Annotated in this window: 17 protein-coding genes and 1 pseudogene; 6 read left to right on the top strand and 12 right to left on the bottom strand. The window is 71.3% G+C overall.

Translation table 11 applies throughout. The annotated features are described in order from the left end of the window. Positions 1-36: 36 nt before the first annotated feature. Positions 37-130: pseudogene (locus ACIQHQ_RS21030) on the bottom strand. Between the two features lie 176 nt (positions 131-306). Here ACIQHQ_RS21030 and ACIQHQ_RS21025 point away from each other — a divergent pair. From ACIQHQ_RS21025 to fabI, 6 genes are all read left to right on the top strand, one after another. Beyond that, positions 307-1,302, top strand: coding sequence for a DUF2156 domain-containing protein (locus ACIQHQ_RS21025; protein WP_402613408.1), 996 nt, complete (start codon positions 307-309; stop codon positions 1,300-1,302). Between the two features lie 51 nt (positions 1,303-1,353). After that, positions 1,354-1,518 carry a hypothetical protein gene (locus tag ACIQHQ_RS21020; protein ID WP_402613407.1) on the top strand — a complete coding sequence of 55 codons (165 nt, stop codon included), beginning with the start codon at positions 1,354-1,356 and terminating at the stop codon, positions 1,516-1,518. A 249-nt stretch (positions 1,519-1,767) separates the two neighbouring features. Next, a complete protein-coding gene (locus ACIQHQ_RS21015; RefSeq protein ID WP_402613406.1) occupies positions 1,768-2,859 on the top strand; it encodes a fatty acid desaturase family protein in 1,092 nt (363 codons plus the stop codon). A gap of 155 nt (positions 2,860-3,014) precedes the next feature. After that, positions 3,015-4,412, top strand: a complete 1,398-nt coding sequence (locus tag ACIQHQ_RS21010; RefSeq protein WP_402613405.1) for an MFS transporter — start codon at positions 3,015-3,017, stop codon at positions 4,410-4,412. Between the two features lie 11 nt (positions 4,413-4,423). Next, positions 4,424-4,750, top strand: coding sequence for a ferredoxin (gene fdxA / locus ACIQHQ_RS21005; RefSeq protein ID WP_402613404.1), 327 nt, complete (start codon positions 4,424-4,426; stop codon positions 4,748-4,750). Then, positions 4,747-5,511, top strand: coding sequence for an enoyl-ACP reductase FabI (gene fabI, locus ACIQHQ_RS21000; protein WP_402613403.1), 765 nt, complete (start codon positions 4,747-4,749; stop codon positions 5,509-5,511). Before fdxA ends, fabI begins: the two co-directional genes overlap by 4 nt. Before the next feature lie 67 nt (positions 5,512-5,578). Here the strand turns inward: fabI and serS are convergent, their stop codons facing one another. The 11 genes from serS to ACIQHQ_RS20945 all read right to left on the bottom strand — a co-directional run bounded on the left by serS (position 5,579) and on the right by ACIQHQ_RS20945 (position 16,656). Continuing rightward, a complete protein-coding gene (gene serS, locus ACIQHQ_RS20995) occupies positions 5,579-6,856 on the bottom strand; it encodes a serine--tRNA ligase (protein WP_402613402.1) in 1,278 nt (425 codons plus the stop codon). Positions 6,857-7,333: 477 nt separating this feature from the next. After that, positions 7,334-8,554, bottom strand: a complete 1,221-nt coding sequence (locus tag ACIQHQ_RS20990) for a beta-ketoacyl-[acyl-carrier-protein] synthase family protein (protein ID WP_402613401.1) — start codon at positions 8,552-8,554, stop codon at positions 7,334-7,336. Continuing rightward, entirely contained in the window at positions 8,554-8,784 is a 231-nt protein-coding gene (locus ACIQHQ_RS20985) for a phosphopantetheine-binding protein (protein ID WP_402613400.1), read from the bottom strand. The genes ACIQHQ_RS20990 and ACIQHQ_RS20985 overlap by 1 nt, the downstream gene beginning before the upstream one ends. Positions 8,785-8,895: 111 nt before the next feature. Next, a complete protein-coding gene (locus ACIQHQ_RS20980) occupies positions 8,896-9,903 on the bottom strand; it encodes a beta-ketoacyl-ACP synthase III (RefSeq protein WP_402613399.1) in 1,008 nt (335 codons plus the stop codon). After that, positions 9,900-10,883, bottom strand: a complete 984-nt coding sequence (locus ACIQHQ_RS20975; protein ID WP_402613398.1) for a VlmB-like protein — start codon at positions 10,881-10,883, stop codon at positions 9,900-9,902. The genes ACIQHQ_RS20980 and ACIQHQ_RS20975 overlap by 4 nt, the downstream gene beginning before the upstream one ends. Continuing rightward, entirely contained in the window at positions 10,880-11,479 is a 600-nt protein-coding gene (locus ACIQHQ_RS20970) for a flavin reductase family protein (protein WP_402613397.1), read from the bottom strand. Before ACIQHQ_RS20970 ends, ACIQHQ_RS20975 begins: the two co-directional genes overlap by 4 nt. After that, entirely contained in the window at positions 11,476-12,006 is a 531-nt protein-coding gene (locus tag ACIQHQ_RS20965) for a hypothetical protein (protein WP_402613396.1), read from the bottom strand. The genes ACIQHQ_RS20970 and ACIQHQ_RS20965 overlap by 4 nt, the downstream gene beginning before the upstream one ends. A 19-nt stretch (positions 12,007-12,025) precedes the next feature. After that, positions 12,026-12,508, bottom strand: a complete 483-nt coding sequence (locus ACIQHQ_RS20960; RefSeq protein ID WP_402613395.1) for a type II toxin-antitoxin system RatA family toxin — start codon at positions 12,506-12,508, stop codon at positions 12,026-12,028. A gap of 2 nt (positions 12,509-12,510) precedes the next feature. Next, positions 12,511-13,806 (bottom strand): aspartate aminotransferase family protein, encoded by a 1,296-nt coding sequence (locus ACIQHQ_RS20955; protein WP_402613394.1) that lies wholly within the window; start codon positions 13,804-13,806, stop codon positions 12,511-12,513. Between the two features lie 42 nt (positions 13,807-13,848). After that, complete coding sequence (locus ACIQHQ_RS20950) at positions 13,849-14,991, bottom strand: acyl-CoA dehydrogenase family protein (RefSeq protein ID WP_402613393.1); 1,143 nt, start codon at positions 14,989-14,991, stop codon at positions 13,849-13,851. A 33-nt stretch (positions 14,992-15,024) separates the two neighbouring features. Next, positions 15,025-16,656: an aldehyde dehydrogenase family protein gene (locus tag ACIQHQ_RS20945; RefSeq protein ID WP_402613392.1), complete on the bottom strand. Its 1,632-nt coding sequence runs from the start codon at positions 16,654-16,656 to the stop codon at positions 15,025-15,027. Positions 16,657-16,817 lie beyond the last annotated feature (161 nt).

Raw genomic sequence — 16,817 nt, 5'->3', positions numbered from 1 at the left:
TCCTGGGTGGCGGCGTTGTGTGTGGTGCCGCCTTTGCGGAGAGGGCAGGATTCGAACCTGCGTGGGCTGTTGTGGCCCGACCTTGAGGCGTGCTCGTTGGTCCCCGTTAAGCCGCTCCGGGCACCTCTCCTCGTTCCCGGCTTTCGTTTTTCCGTGCCGGTCACGTCAACAACATTGGCAGGGGTTCCTGACGGGACGCTGACACGTCTCTGACGTGGTCGACGAATTCCTGTCAGGTCTTTCCTCGCGGATGGCACCGGTGCTCTACTCGGGTCGAAAGCAACCGCTCCCGGAAGGGGAAAGGAAATGACCGCGACCACGACCGGCAATCCGGTTCTCGACGCGATACGCACGCACACCGCAAGTGGGAATCCGAGCGCCTTCCTGGCGCTCAACAGCGGAAACAGCATATTCACGATGCCCGGTGCAGACGGCATCGTGGTGTACCGCCGCACGGGTCGGTACGCCGTCCAGTTCGGCGGCCCCTTCGCGGCGAAGGACGCCTACGAACCCCTCCTGGACGGTTTCCGCCGGCACGTGCGCGACGAGGGCCGCACCCTCGTCGGCATCCAGCTCCAGCGCGCCGACGCCGAGCACTACGTCCGCCGTGGCTTCACCGTCAACCAGGTCGGCGCCTCCTGGGCCGTGAGCCTGCCGGAGTTCACGCTGCGCGGCACCCGCTTCATGCAGCTGCGCAACAAGATCTCCCGGGCTCGCCGCAACGGCCTGGTGGTCCGGGAAGTCCCGGCGGAGGACTGGCAGCAGGCGATCGCCGCGATCGACGAGGCCTGGCTCGGCTCCAAGGGCGGGGCACGGCAACTGGAGTTCCTGGTCGGGCAGATCGGCGGCGAGGTGCAGGCGCACCGCCGACTGTTCAGCGGCACCATCGACGGCAAGCCGGTTGCGTACATCTCGTACTCGCCGGTCTACGGAAGCCGCGCCGGCTGGATGCACGACCTGAGCCGCCGCCTCCCGGACGACTCGCCGGGCCTCATGGAGGCCATCAACGCGCACGCCATCGAGGTGTTCCGGGCCGAGGGCGTCGAGTGGCTGCACTTCGGATTCACCCCGTTCACCGGCCTGGACGCCGGCCACGAACTCGACGGCCACAGCCCGGCGTTCCAGTGGCTGATGCATGCGCTGTGGGCCGAGGGCGCCGCGCTGTACCCGGCGCAGACGCAGCTCGCCTACAAGCAGAAGTGGGCTCCGGACGTGGTCATCCCGGAGTACGTCGCCTTCGACGGCCCTCAGGCCTCGCTCCCCGGATTCGCCCACGTCTTCCGCGCCTGCAACGCCTTCTGAGGTACCGGAGCAGGCCTTCCCGCACCTTTCACGGAACAGGAGTCGTCCAAGATGAGCGCCATCCCCGAGCCCACTGTCGAAACCGAAGTACTCCAGCACACCGTCGTCGAGCAGCTCATGGCCGTCATCGGCGCTCCCGACGACCAGGACGTGGCGCGTGCCGCGGACAACGCTGTCCGGGCGCTCGACGAGCGGCTGCGCACGACCACCGCCTGAACGCCACGTCGGCCGCCGGTCAGACCGGTATCAGTGCCACATCAGCGCGGCGCACCACGCTGGACACACGTTCGCCCGGTGGCCCGGGCGGGGGAGCGGCGCGTACTCCGGTCTGCCCGGGCCACCGGGCGGACACCGCCCGCGCGTTCCTGACCGCAGCGGGAGCACTGTCGACTCGCGGCGCCCGCAGGTCCGCGGGGCAGCGGCGCCGCCGCCCGAACCGGGTACTTCTCCCAAGGAGAGCAACGCATGCAGCCGCAGATACAGCAAGCCGGCGCCGTCGCGGACGCCGGGCAGCGCACCGGGGCCTCGGCATCCTTCGCCGAGCTCCTCAAACGCGTCAAGGCGGAAGGTCTCCTCGACCTCGACCCGCGCTACTACGTGGGCCGCCTGGCCCTGAACACCACCCTGCTGCTGGTCGGGTTCGCCGCGTTCTTCGCGCTCGGCGACTCCTGGTGGCAGCTGCTGACCGCCCTGTGGATGGGCCTGTGCGGCGGCCAGTCGGCCTTCATGTGGCACGACGCCGGACACAAGGCCATGTTCCGCGGCAAGAAGGCCGCTTCCGCCGTCGGTTACATCCACGCCAACCTCATCAACGGGGTCAGCTACGGCTGGTGGGTCAACCACCACAACCGGCACCACAGCAACCCCAACCACCTCGACATGGACCCGGACATCGGCCGGCGCACCGCGATTTTCGACATCAAGCAGTACCCGAGCCGGCGCGGCACGCAGAAGTTCGTCGTGCGCTACCAGAGCGTGCTGTTCTTCGTGCTGCTCGTCCTGGAGAACTTCAAGATGCTCCGGACGGCCGTGGTGTCGATCGCACAGGGCAAGACCAAGCGGCCCGTACTCGAGTCGTTCCTGCTCCTGCTGCGCGCAACCGTCTACCTCACGCTCGTCTTCACCGTGCTGTCCCCGGGCCTCGCGATCGCCTTCCTCGCGGTGCAGCACGCCTGCCTGGGCGTCTACTTCGGCATGATCTTCGCCCCCAACCACAAGGGCATGCAGGTCCGCGACGGTGAGGAGGAGAGCCTCGACTGGCTGGAGCGCCAGGTCCTCACCTCCCGCAACATCCGCCCCAACCGCCTGGTCGACTTCCTCTACGGCGGCCTCAACTACCAGGTCGAACACCACCTGTTCCCGGCCATGCCGCAGAAGAACCTCCCGCGCGCCCGGGAGCTGACCCGCGAGTACTGCGCCGAGCGCGGCGTGCCGTACCACGAGGTCGGCTTCTGGGCCTCGTACAAGGAGGTCGCCTCCTATCTGCACGAGGTCAGCGCGCCCGTGCGGCGCGGTGACGTGGAGGAGGAGATCCGGCGGGCCGCCCGGGCCGCCTGAACCCGCTCCTCCCCTCCGCTTCGTGCGCGTTCCCGGCGTTCCCCCATCCCCCAGTCCCACAGCCCCACAGCCCCGGACCCCCGGGCCGTACGCCCGGGCCGGCCGGCGGCCCGGGCGGTTCCTTCCCAGGATCCAGCAGTTCCAAGGAGCCTCCCATGTCCCAGACCACCACGGCGCCGAGCGGCCTCGCCGCTCCCGCCGCGATCGGGGTCCGCCTGGACCGCATGCCGATCACACCGATGCACCGCAGACTCACGGCGGTCATCGGTGTCGGCCTGCTCTTCGACACCTTCGAGAACAACCTGTCGGGCACCATCGCCAAGGTGCTCCAGGACGACTTCGCCTTCGGCGCGACCGAGCTCAAGCTCGTCCTGGCCTCCGTGTTCATCGGCCAGTTCATCGGTTCGCTGGTGCTCGGCCGGATCGCCGACCGGTTCGGCCGGCGCCGCGCCTTCCTGATCAACCTCGCGATCTACTCGGGCTTCTCCCTGCTCGGCGCCTTCTCACCGAACGCGACCTGGCTGATTGCCACCCGCTTCCTGGCAGGTATCGGAATCGGCGCCGAACAGGTGCTGTCCGACTGCTACTTGGCCGATGTGCTGCCCGCCAAACGGCGCGGCCGGTACATCGCCTGGGCCTACACCCTCGCCTTCTGCGGGGTGCCCGCAGTCGGCTTCGCCGCGCTGTGGCTGGTGCCGCTGACCCCGCTGGGCGTGGACGGCTGGCGCTGGCTGTTCGTCATCGGCGCGCTGGGTTCGGCCGTGGTGTGGGTGCTGCGCCGCCGGTTGATCGAGTCCCCGCGCTGGCTGGCGGCCCAGGGCCGCGTCGCGGAGGCGGAGGAGCTGGTGGGGCGGATGGAGGCTCAGGCGTCCGTGCGGCCCCTCCCCGCGGTCCCGGCCGCGCCGGAAGCCCTCGCCGCCGAACAACCGCGTCTGCGCGACGTGTTCCGCCCCGGCATGCGGCGCCGCACCGTGGTCCTGTGGATCTTCTGCGTGCTCTCCGTGGTCGGCTACTACGGCTTCGGCACGCTCGCCCCGCAGATCCTCGCCGCCAAGGGCTACGACATCGTCGCCGGCCTCGGCTTCACCGCGTTGTCCTTCCTGGGCTACCCGATCGGATCGGCGCTCGCGCTGCCGATCGTCGACCGCATGGAGCGCAGGACGTTGGTGGCCGCCTCCGCCGCGGCGATGGTCGCGTGCGGTCTGGGCTTCGCCTACGCCGGATCGCCCGCCCTCATCGTGGCGTTCGGATTCCTCTACACGCTGTGCAGCAACGTCTTCTCCAGCGTCTCGCACGTGTACCTCTCCGAGCAGTACCCCACCGCCATCCGTGCCACCGCCTCGGGCGCCGCCTACTCCCTGTCCAAACTCAGCGCCGCCGCACTGCCGTTCGTCCTGCTGCCCGTTCTGGAGTCGCACGGCCCCGGGGCCCTTTTCGCGGTCATCGCCGCCGCCATGGCCGCCCTCGCCGCCACCGTCCTGATGCTGGGCGAGCGGACCACCGGGGAACCGATCGCCGAGTCCCCGGTCCGAAAGAACATCCCTGCCGAGTGAAGGAGTTGACGATGGCTTACGTCATCGCCCTGCCCTGCGTCGACGTCAAGGACCGCTCCTGCGTCGACGAGTGCCCCGTGGACTGCATCTACGAGGGCAGCCGCGCTCTGTACATCCATCCGGACGAATGTGTCGACTGCGGGGCCTGCGAACCGGTCTGCCCCGTCGAGGCCATCTACTACCAGGACGACGTGCCCGCCGAGTGGGGCGACCACGCCGGTTCCAACGCCGAGTTCTTCGCCGGTCTCGGCTCACCCGGCGGCGCCGGCGCCCTCGGCGCCCTCGACCACGACTCCCCGCTGGTGCGGGAGCTTCCCGGGGCGGTGGCCCGGGCATGAGCGGACTCCTCGCCGGCAAGCGCGTCCTGGTGACCGGAGTGGTCACGAACGCGTCCATCGCCTTCCACGCGGCCCGCATCGCCCAGGAGGAGGGCGCCGAGATCGTCCTCACGGGCTTCGGGCGGCTCTCCCTGATCGAACGCGTCGCCGCACAGCTGCCCAAGCCCGCCCCGGTGATCGAGTTGGACGTCACCGACCAGGGCCACCTGGACACCCTCGCGGACCGGGTCCGGGAACACACCGACTCCCTCGACGGCCTCGTGCACTCCATCGCCTACGGCCCGCAGGGTGCTTTCTCCTTCCTCGAGGGCGACTGGGCGGACGTGTCGACCGCGGTGCAGGTGTCGGCGTACTCCCTCAAGGCGCTCACCACCGCCTGCCTTCCGCTGATGGAGCCGCGCGGCGGCTCGGTGGTCGGGCTCACCTTCGACGCCGCCGTCGCCTGGCCGCACTACGACTGGATGGGCGTCGCCAAGGCGGCGCTGGAGTCGACCAGCCGCTACCTGGCCCGAGACCTGGGCGGACGCGGTGTCCGCTGCAACCTCGTCGCCGCCGGGCCGCTGCGCTCCATGGCCGCCCGATCCATCCCCGGCTTCCCGGAACTCGCCCAGGTCTGGGAGCACCGGGCTCCGGCCGGCTGGGACCTCACCGACCCGGATCCGGCCGCGCGCGGTGTGGTCGCGCTGCTGTCGGACTTCTTCCCCCGCACGACGGGGGAGATCGTGCACGTGGACGGCGGCGTGCACATGATGGGCGCCTGAAGCGCCCGTACAACGAAGAGGGGCGGGAGCCGGGACGAGGTCCCGGCGCCCGCCCCTCTCGCGTTTGTCACTCGGTCGCGCCGCCCGGCAGGATCCGGCGGAAACCGGTGTACGGGACGAGTGCCTCGGGCAGCAGCACCGAACCGTCCTCCTGGACGCCCTGCTCCAGCAGTGCGGCGATCGTGCGGCCGATCGGCAGCGCCGAGCCGTTGAGCGTGGCGGCCGGCGTCCTGCGGCCGTCCGGCCGCTTGACCCGGATGTCCGCCCGGCGTGCCTGGAACGTGCCGCAGTCGGAGACGGAGGAGATCTCGCGGTAGGAGCCGCTGCCCGGCAGCCACACCTCGATGTCGTACGTCATCCGCGCCGCGAAGCCCATGTCGCCCGCGGGCAGCAGGACGACGCGGTGGGCGAGTTCGAGGCGACGCAGGCACTCCTCGGCGTGGTTCACCATGAGCTCCAGCTGCGCCTGCGCGTCCTCGGGTGCACAGATGCGCACCAGCTCGACCTTCTCGAACTGGTGCAGCCGCAGGATGCCCCGGGTGTCCCGGCCGTACGCCCCCGCCTCCGCGCGGAAGCAGGGGGTGCGCGCGGTGAAGGCGTACGGCAGCTCGCGGGCGTCGAGGAGCTGCCCGGCCACCAGGTTGGTCAGCGGCACCTCGGCGGTGGGGATCAGGAACAGTTCCCGGTCGCCGACCCGGGTGCGGAACAGGTCCTCCTCGAACTTGGGGAGCTGTCCGGTGCCGGTCATGGTGTCGCGGCCGACCAGGAACGGCACGGACTGCTCGGTGTAGCCGTGCTCCCGGGTGTGCAGGTCGAGGAAGAAGTCGCCGAGCGCCCGCTCCAGGCGTGCCCCGGCGCCGCGGGCGACGCTGAACCGGGCACCGGACAGCTTCGCCGCCGTCGGGCCGTCCAGGATGCCCAGTGACTCGCCGATCTCGGCGTGGTGGCGGGCGCCGTCCGCCGGACGAGGCGCCGGACCGCCCCGGCGTATCTCCACCGCCTCCTTCTCGGAGTCGCCGTCCGGGACGGAGTCCAGCGGCACGTTGGGGATGGACAGCAGCAGATCGGTCAACCGGGCGGCGGCCGTGCGGGCGGCGGCCTCGGCCCGCTGCACCTCGGCGCGGAGCGCGCGTGCGGCCTCCTTCTCCGCCTCGGGCGGCGGTCCGGAGCGGCGGGCCTTCGCCGTGCGGTTCAGCTCGGTGCGCAGCCGCGTCACCTCCGCCTGCGCGTCGTTCCGCTCGCGCAGCGCGTCGGACAGGGCGGCCGGGTCGAGGTCGTAGCGGCGGCGGGCCAGCCGGCGTACTGTGTCCGGCCCGTCCTTCAGCAGCTCATTGGTGTCGTGCATGGCTGACTCCTGACGTGGGGCGGGGTGTGGCGTCCATGGCGGGCACGGGGCCGGCATCTGCCCTGCGAAGGGCGCCCGACCGCGTGCCCGGGGGAGAGGCACAGCAGGGTGATTCCGGTGAAGGGGAGGGCGGACGGCCGCCCCGTGCCGCCGCCGAGGACGAACGCGAGCGGTACGGTGCCGTCCGTCACCGGCGGGGCCGCCGCGGCGACGGCCTGGAACGGGACGTGACCGGTGCCGAGCCGCCCCGGTGACGGGGTGCCGGTACTCGGCGGGGAACCTCCGGCGGGCATGGGACCTTCACGGCGGGACAGGGACAGGGACAGGGGCAGGAGGCGGGCGCGGGCACCACGGGCCGCCCCCATGGCTGCGCGCTCGGCGGGTGCCGCGCCTACGACGACCGGCAGCCGCCCGCTCGGGATCCGCGCGGACGGCTGCCGGTGCGTCTCGCCACCAGGGCGTGTGGCGTCCCATGTCCTAGGCCGGCGCGATGGCCAGGGCCGTGTTCTGGCCGCCGAAACCCAGTGAGTTGCTCACGGCGAGATCGATCGGCATGGACGTGGGCGTCTGGGCGAGCTTGATCTCGACCCGCGCGTCGGGCATGACGAGCCCGGCGATGGGCGGGACGAGGCCGTGTTCGACGCTGAGCACGGTGAACGCGGCCTCGACCGCCCCCGCCGCACCCAGCAGGTGTCCGGTGACTCCTTTCGTGGAAGTGACCAGCGGGTCCCCGCGCAGGGTCCGCCGGATCATGCGCGCTTCCGCCAGGTCGTTCAGCGGCGTCGACGTACCGTGGGCGTTGACGTGCTGCACATCGTCCGGGTCGGCGCCGGCGTCGGCGAGGGCCGCGCGTACGGCCGCCTCGATGCCGGCGCCGTCCGGATGCGGCGACGTCATGTGGTGGGCGTCGGCGGTGGCGCCGTAACCGACGATCCGGCCGTGGACGTGGGCGCCGCGGGCGCGGGCGTCCGCGACACGTTCCATGACGAGGATCCCGGCGCCCTCGCCGGCGACGAATCCGTCCCGGTCGGCGTCGAACGGGCGGGACGCGGACGCCGGGTCGTCGTGCCGCTTCGACAGCGCACCCATCTGGGCGAAGCCGGCCATGACCAGGGGAGTGATCATGGCCTCGCTGCCGCCCGCCAGGACGATGTCGCAGCGGCCGAGGGTGAGCAGGTCCCGGGCCGTCCCGATGGCGGTCGCGCCCGAGGCGCAGGCGGTGGCCACCACCAGGTTGGGGCCGGTCGCACCGAACTCGATGGCCGTCTGCCCGGCCAGCATGTTCGGCAGCTGCATGGGCAGCAACAGCGGCGAGACCCGGTCGGCGCCCTGCTCGCACAGCACGTGGTGCTGCTCCTCGACCGTCCCCGGGCCGCCGTCGGCGCAGCCCAGCACCACGCCCACCCGTGCCCCGTCCCAGGTCTGGGGGTCAAGGCCCGCGTCGGCCACCGCCTCGTGCGCGGCGACCAGCGCGAACTGCACGAACCGGTCCAGGCGGTGCGCCCGCCGGGCGCTGAGCAACTGCTCCGGATCGAAGCCGGGTACACGGCAGGAGATACGTACGGGGTTGTCCGCCAGCACGGGATCGAGGGCGGCGGCCGGCCTGCCGTCGCAGACCGCCGCCCAGCTCGGCCCGACCCCGATACCGCCCGGGGTGACCAGGCCGAGCCCGGTGACGGCGATGTCCATGGCGGCCATCAGACCGTCGCACTCCGCTCCTCCATGAGCCGCACCATGTCGGCCACGGTCTGAGCCTCCATCAGGTCGTCGTCACTGATGTCCAGGTCCAGCTCGGACTTCAGCAGCAACGACAGCTCCACCACGGCCAGCGAGTCGAGCTCGATGTCCTCCCGGGTGGCCTCAGGGCTGATCGCCTCGGACGACACCTTGAGCTTGTTGGACAGGATTTCCTTGAGCTGCTCCAGCATGTCGGTTTCCTTTCGAAGATGAATCCGAAGGTGTACGCACTCCGCGTACTGCTCGGGCCGAGAGGGCTCGTGCGGGTCTGCCCGCCGGCTCGACGCGTGGGTGACGGTGGGTCAGAAAACCTGCAGCTCCGGCCAGACCAGGGTGGTCGCACCCCAGGACAGCCCGCCGCCGAACGCGGTCAGCAGCAGACGGTGCCCGGCGGCGAGCCGGCCTTCCGCCGCGGACTCGGCCAGCAGGAGCGGCAGGGAGGCGGCGCCGGTGTTGCCGACCCGTGCGATGTTGCTCAGCCGGCGCTCGGTGGGAATGCCGAGCCGCTCCGAAACCGCCTCCAGGATCCGGGCGTTGGCCTGGTGCGCGGCGAACCGGTCGACGTCGGCCGGCTGCCAGCCCGCCCGTCCGGCCGCCTCGGCGGACGTGGCGGCCATGGTCTCCACCGCGTGCCGGTAGGTCTCCCGGCCCAGCATCCTGAAGTAGTGGTCCTCCGGCGCGGCCGGTCGCCCGGACGACCGCTGCCTGGAACCTCCCGCCGGCACCTCGATGAGGTGGCTCAGCGCGCCGTCGCTGCCCAGGACCATCGGACCGATCGCCCCGGCCTCGTCGGCACGGCCCGCGCGCAGCACCACCGCGCCCGCGCCGTCCGCGAAGATCACCGCGGTGGTGCGGTCCTCGGGGTTGATGATCGTGGTGAACGCGTCCGCCGCGATCAGCAGCACGCTCTCCGTGACCCCGGCCGCGATCAGCCCCGCCGCACTGGCCAGCCCGTACAGAAAGCCGGAGCAGACGGCGGACACATCGAAAGCGGCCACCTGCCCGAGTCCGAGCCGTGCCGCGACCTGCGGAGCGGTCGCGGGGCACGGCTGGTCCGGGGTGGTGGTGGCCAGCACCACCGCCCCGACCCGGTCGTCGCCCGCCGACTTCAGCGCTCTCAGGCCCGCCTCCACCGCCAGGTCACCGGTAGCGGTGCCGGAGGAGACCACGTGCCGCCGGGCGATCCCGGTGCGCGACCGGATCCACGAGTCGGAGGTGTCCAGCCGCCGGGCCAGGTCGTCGTTGGTCACCACATCGGGCGGGACGTACGACCCGATACCGCAGATCACGGCGGCCCGGCCGGTGCTCATGCGCCCGCTCCTGGACTGCTGAGGACCTCCAGCGGCAGGCCCATGTACTTCATGCGGGCCTCGGCCATCTCGTCGGTCCACTGCTCGGCCATGTCGTAGCGCTGCTCCGGGGTGGTGTCGAGCATCCGCACACCGGGCCAGATCTCGTAGTCGCCGATCTTGTCGGCGTGCTGGAGCATGCCCTCCTGGAACAGCTCCTCGCGGTGGATGACGAACTCCCGGTCGGGGATCTCGTCCCACAGCCGCACGCCGGCCCGCAGGATCTCGAGGAGGCGGGGCCGGTACTCCGGGTGCGCCTCCACGTGATCGCGCAGGATGGTGCTGGCGACGGTCAGATGGCGGATCTCGTCGATGGCGGTGCCCCGGGAGATCTCGCCGGTGGCCGGGGACAGCGGAGTCCACTTGCGCTCGCTCAGCTCGGCCGCCGGGGCCAGCACGCCCTCGATGACGATCGCGAACACGGCCACACCGCCGGGAAAGTCGGCCTGGTCGCGGACGATGTCCAGCGTGAAGTCGACCACCGGGTCCAGGACGCGCTTGCGGTAGTCCCGGGCCATCTCGTCGATGTCCTTCAGCAGCGTGTCCGCGGGCTCCCCCAACTCCACCAGGTGGTTGCGGAAGACCCGGGCGTGCCGCGCCTCGTCGAGCAGCTGGGTGGCGTAGAACTCCATCTCCGGGATCCCGGGTGCGATCGACACGTAGTGGCCGAGCAGCCGGGTGGCCAGCTCCTCCGACAGTCCGCGGAAGCCGAACTCCAGTACCAGCGCCTCGCGCAGCGGACCGGGTTTCTTCAGGAAGTCCGGCACGACGGCGTTCTCGTGGTGGCCGGTCACACCGCGCTCGCGCAGCGTTCCCTGGGCCACCGAGGTGATCCAGTAGGCGAGGTCGCACTCCTCGGGGCCGAGGGCGAGCTCCTTCGCGCCGTCCAGCAGACCGGGCGCCTCGTCCCAGTCCGCCTCGGGAGCCACGGGTGCGGTCATGATGCGGTGTCCTCCTTCGCCGGGAGCAGGGAGCCGGCATACAGGCCGCCGGCATAGCTGAGCAGGGGGAGCCCCGCGTCCGCCGTGGCGCGCACGACGTAGCCGAGCAGCAGCTCGCTGTCGCCCGCGGTGTGCACGGAGTGGAAGCGGCAGGTGTAATGGGCGAGCGCGCCCGCGATCAGCGGGGCGTGCGCGTACGGGTCCGCCGTCCAGGGCAGGCCCGCGAACTGGGCGCTGCCGTCGGGGCGGCCGCTGTCGGCGAACCGGCGTGCCACGTCAGCCTGCTCACTGCGCAGCACGTTGATCGCGAACCGTCCCTCCGCGGCGGCCAGCCGGGCGAACGACGACCCCGCCCGCAGCGCGACGCCCACCAGCAGCGGCTCGCGCGACACCAGGGTCACCGTGCTCGCGGTGGTGCCGTGCATGCGGCCCTCGGGGCCGGTCGTCAGCACCGACACGGGGGAGGCCAGGTGGTACAGCGCCCGCCGCCGCTCGGCCGGGTCCTGCCGCACGGGGCGGTGCGTCCCCGTCCCCCTGCGGGGCGCCACGGCCGGCGTCGGGGGCGCGGCCGTGCGCAGGTCCGTCGCGGTGCTCATCGCACGACCTCCCGCTCACGTGCCGGGCGGGCCGGGACGTGCCCGACCGGGGCCGGGTCCTGGGCGTGCCCCACCGGCGCGGGGCGGGGCAGGCCCAGGTCGTCCAGGAGCCGCAGGTAGCCGGGCTGGCGCACCGGCTCGAAGGGCAGTGCGAAGGACTTCATGAAGTTGCCGAACAGGCCGCGGTCGCCGAAGAGATGGAACGGCAGCACCAGCAGCGCCCACTCCGGCTTCACCAGCCAGCACCACAGCGCGGCCACCACGCCCTGCGTGATCAAGCTGTGCATCACGTTGTACAGGACGTAGTACGCCTTGTGGATGGGCCGCCCACCGCTGCGCCGGAAGGCGATCGCGCCCGGGATGTAACCGATGAGGTCGATGTAGAGGAACAGCCCGATCGCCGGAAGCCAGCGGATCTCGTCGAAGTGGGCGATGATCAGACCGGTGGTGACGGCCAGACCCACCAGGTACTCGGCGCGGTGCAGCGAGAACGTCCGCGGTGTTTCGAAGGGGTTCGCCTGGTCCATGGTCAGCTCCTCGGCGTTCCTACGCGCCGACCGCGGCGGGCGTGGTCAGTTCGATGCCGCCCTGGATGCGGGTGGCCGGGAACAGGCCGGTCAGGGCCCAGGCGACGGTCTCCTTGATGACCCGTTCGGCGATCGGGTCGAGGATGCCCTCCAGGCTCGGGATGCCGAAGTCGAAGTCGGCGTCGAAGCGGACCGCGACGTCGTCGCCGGCCTGCGTGATCGACCAGGTCCCGGAGAAGGAGTCGAAGTCGCCGTCGCTCTGCTCGAAGCGGATCTCGCCGCACTCCGGCTCGACGGTGTCGTCCTCAGTCCAGCGCAGCAGGCCGCTGCGGAAGTGCAGCTCCCAGCTGGAGGAGGCGTCCGCGGCGGGGTAGGCGGCGTGCACCGTGGTCGCGTTGACGTGGGGCGCCAGGTCCGGGTACCGCTCCCAGCGCCGTACGGCGTGCAGGACCGTTTCGGCCTGCTCCGCGGGTATCAGGGCATCGAGTTCGACGTGCCGCACGATCAGTTACCGCCTTCCGGCATCTTGGCCGCGCCCCGTACGAGGTCGCGGGTGGCCAGGTCGAAGGAGTTGAGGAGGAAGTCCACGTCGGTGTCGCCGAGCACGGCGGGCGGGGTGAACCGCACGACCGAGCTGCCGTTCATGGAGTGGTTGGCGACCACGCCGTGGTTGAACAGTTCGATCAGCAGCTCGCCGGCCAGCCCGGCCTCGACGAGCTCCACGCCGATCAGCAGACCCCGGCCGCGCACGTCCACCACCAGGTCGGGGATGTTGCGGTGGGCGATCTCGGCGATCCGCGGCAGCAGCCGGGCGCCGAGGGCCATCGCCCGGGTGACCAGCCGCTCCTCCTTCACCGCCCGGATCGCGCCCTGGACAGCGGCCATCAGCACGGGCTGACCGGAGAAGGTGGCGGTGTGGACGTAGGGGTCCTTGTCGAAGGGGCGGAACGCCTTGCGGGTGGCGACGGCCGCCGAGACGGGCATCACCCCGCCCCCCAGTGCCTTGCCGGTGAGCAGGACGTCCGGGACGATGCCGTCGATGTCCGCGCCCCACCACTCGCCGAGCCGCCCGAAGCCGGACTGCACCTCGTCGAGGATCAGGAAGCCGCCGTACTCGCGGACCAGTTCCTCGACCCGCTTGAGGTAGCCCTTGGGGGGGATGATCACACCGCCCTCGCCCTGGACCGGTTCGAGTATCACGCAGACCTCGCCCGGGTGTGCGGCCAGCTCGGCCTCCAGGGCGTCCGCGTCGCCGTACGGCAGATGCAGGAAGTCCGGCACCAGGGGGCGGAACGGCTGCTGGTAGACGTCCTTGGCGGTGGCCGACAGGGCGCCCAGCGTCTTGCCGTGGTAGCCGCCGCGCATCGACACCGTCCGCTTGAAGCCGTTCGCGCGGGCCAGCTTGAGCCCGGTCTCCACCGCCTCCGCACCCGACAGCGCGAAGTGCACCCGGTCCAGGCCGGGTGGCAGCACGGAGACCAGCGACTCGGCCGCACGGGCCACGGTCGGCTCCAGCAGGATGCGGGTCGCCGTGGGGTGGGTGCGCAGCTGGCGCTCCACCTCCTCCATGACGATCGGGTGGCGGGCGCCCATGATGAACACGCCGTAGCCGCCGGCGTTGAGGAAGCGTTCGCCGTCGCTCGTGGTGAGCCAGGCACCCTCGGACGCCACCTCCATGTGGCTGCCGAACAACTCGGCGAGGGTGGCCCGGCCCTTGCTCAGATGGGCCCGGTACAGTCCGAGGATCTGCGCCTCGGCCTCCGCGGACGATGCCGCGGGTGGTTCCTGGATGACGGTCACGTGTCGCTCACTCCAAGGGTGTGGGGTAGTCGGGAGGCCTGCTCAGGACAGGACCAGTTCGCCCCCGGCGAAGTACCGCAGCAGCGGTTCGGCGGCGGCGGCGCGGGACGGCGGGTGGAAGGCGAGGGCGCGCAGCGCCGCTGCGGTCTGCGCGGGCGCGGAGTTCTTGATGAAGTCCGTGCCGCCGAGCAGCTCCAGGGCGCGCGAGGCGATGTCCGGCAGGGCGTTCTGGACGGCGTAGCGGGCCACCAGGACGCGGGCCACCGACTCCTCGTCGCCCGGCTCCGGACCGGTCGCCCGGGCGACACCCTCCAGCAGCGCTACGGCGGCCTCCATGTCGACGGCGAGGGCGGCCCGTTCCGCGGCGCTGCCGCGTTCCCGCTCCAGCACCTGCTCCACGAGCGCCATCGCGCCGCCCGCGTACCCGGCGGAGATCAGCATCTCGAACCACACGAACCCGGCCGACTGCAGGTCGTCCAGGCGATGCGGATCGTCGGCACCGGCCCGCACCACCATGTCGGCCGACACGAACACGTCCTCCAGACGCACCTCATCGCTCTCCGCGCCCGCCAGCAGTTCGCTGCCCCAGAACGGGTGCACGGACAGGCCGGGGGCGTCGGCCGGCACCAGGGCGAGCGCCAGCTCCGGAACGCCGCCGTCCTCGCCGTGGATGGCGACACTCGCCGTGAGCAGGCTCATCGAGCGGGACAGGCTGCACGGCTTCTTGGCGCCGCTGAGCAGGAACCCGCCCTCGACCGGCCGCGCGGTCACCGCCGGCCTGAGGATGTTCTGCGCGGTCCGGCCCTCGGCCCAGCCGGAGGCCATCACCAGCTGATCCTGCACGACCCGGTGCAGCAGCGCGGTCTGCGCGTCCGTGAGCCGGCCCGCCTTGACCGCCAGCGCGTAGAGCATCGCGGCGGTGAAGTGGTGCATGGACACCGCCGCGACCAGCGAGGGGGACACCGCGCCCAGCGCCAGCTGCACCCTCAGCGCGTCCAGCGGGTCGGCGCCGTGGCCGCCGTACTCCTGCGGAATCAGCAGACCGACTCCGCCGTGGATGCGGAACAGGTCGATCACCGGGCTGCCGGGTCGCTCGCGGTCGGCGTGGGGGATCTGCTCGAGTTCCTTGAGCAGTCCGGGATGGAACTGCTCGCAGACGGAACGGGCGGTCTCGAGGGAACGCATGGAAAACCTCCGGAAGAACGAGGGTGCCTGTGGTCAGGCGCCGAACACCGCGTCGTACGGGCTGACGCCGCGGGCGATGCTGACCCCCTGCACGTGCGAGGTCTTGAGCATCGGGTAGTTGGCCTCGCCGAAGGCGCCGCCGGTACGGCCGGTTCCGCCGTGGCTGGGCAGGTACGGCAGGAAGCCGATGTGGGAGTCGTTGACCTTCAGCAGACCGCCGTTGACGACCCGGCGCACGAAGGTCTCGACCACGTGGTCGGAGCGCGACCACAGCGAGTTGCGCAGCCCGTAGTCGTTGCTGTTGACGAACTGCAGGAACGCCTCGAGGAGTGCCTCGTCGTTGTCGCGTTCGGCCACCACGACCGGGATGAGCGGGAAGAACGTCTCCTCCCGCACCACGTCGTAGGTGCGGGCCCGGTCCAGTCCGTCCACCCGCACCACCGTCGGCTGCAGGAAGACGCCCGTTTCCGACACCGTGCCGTCCAGCTCCATACGGTGCCCGCCGGTGACGAGTTCGGCGCCGTTGTCCAGGGCCTGGCGCAGCAGCCGGAAGAAGCGCTCGCTGCGCCGCACCGGCGACAGCAGCACGTCCTCCTCCTCGGGCAGGCCCGGCTTGATGCCTTTGACCTGCTCCTTCACCTCGGCGATCAGCTCCTCGGCGACATCCGGGTGGACCAGCACATAGTTGGGCACCATGCATATCTGGCCGGAGCCGTAGAAGGCCTCTGTGATGGCCTCGGCCGCCCACTTCACGTCGGCGTCCTTCCACACCACGATGCCGTCGTTGCCGGCGAGTTCGAGGATGGGCTTCTTGCCGTGCGCCACGCACTGCTGCTCGAAGCGCAGGCCCTCCTGGCTGCCCCCGATGTAGAAGATGTCGTTGATCAGCGGGTCGGCGATCCAGCGGTCCAGGGTCTGCTTCGGATTGCTGCACACCGCGTTGAGCACCCCCGCGGGCGCGTCCAGCTCCTCCAGCAGCGGAGCCACGATGTCGCGCAACAGCCACATGGTGCTCAGCGCGATGCTGCGGGGTGCGCGCACCACCACGGCGTTGCCGGCCATCAGCGCCAGCACGCACAGCGCGGCGCTGGGCAGCGGGGCGTTCTGCGGCGGGTTGAAGGCCACCACCCCGTCGGGCTGGCGGTGCAGCACCAGCGTGCGGCCGGCGTACTCCTTCTCCACCCGCATCTGCTTCGCGTACCAGCGCAGAGAGCCCGGGGCGTAGATCTGCAGCAGGCAGCTCAGTTCCCAGCGGGCCAGCTTCACCGGGTGCGATTCGGAGACCAGCATGCGCAGGAACTCGTCCTGGTGTTTGATCAGCTCCTCGCGGAACCGGGTGCCCAGGCGCATCCGCCGCTCCAGCGGCACGGCCGCCCAGTCGGGCGCGGCGGCCGCGGCCGCCTGCGTGGCCAGGTCGATGGCGTTGTCGTCGGCGACCGCGCAGCGCCCCACGACGTACGGGTGCCTGGCAGCCTCGGACTCCGGGTCCTGCTCCAGGACACGCTTCAGACTCACGCTGGTGAACACGTCTTCCAGCAGGGACCGGCCGCTGACGGTGTACACCCACCCGTCCCCGGCGACGTCCTTGCCCGCGATGTATAGGTCGTAACTCTTGAATCGGGAAGGTGCCTCGGCACTCTCCTCCTGCGCGGCTTCGCGAAGCATTTTCTGCCTTTCGGATACGGCGAGTGGATTCGGCCAGTGGATTTCTTGGAGCACTGCGAGCCTGGCAGCGGAATCTGACCCGGCGCTGACGCCTCGCTGACCGAACCGATCCGGCCGTCGGAGCGGCCGTGAGCCGTCAGCGGGGCGTCAGCCGGCGCTGC

It is taken from the genome of Streptomyces sp. NPDC092370, assembly GCF_044755265.1.
Classification (GTDB): Bacteria; Actinomycetota; Actinomycetes; order Streptomycetales; family Streptomycetaceae; genus Streptomyces.
Note: the sequence above shows the minus strand (reverse complement) of the source record. Positions and strands in the feature narration are given on the sequence as shown.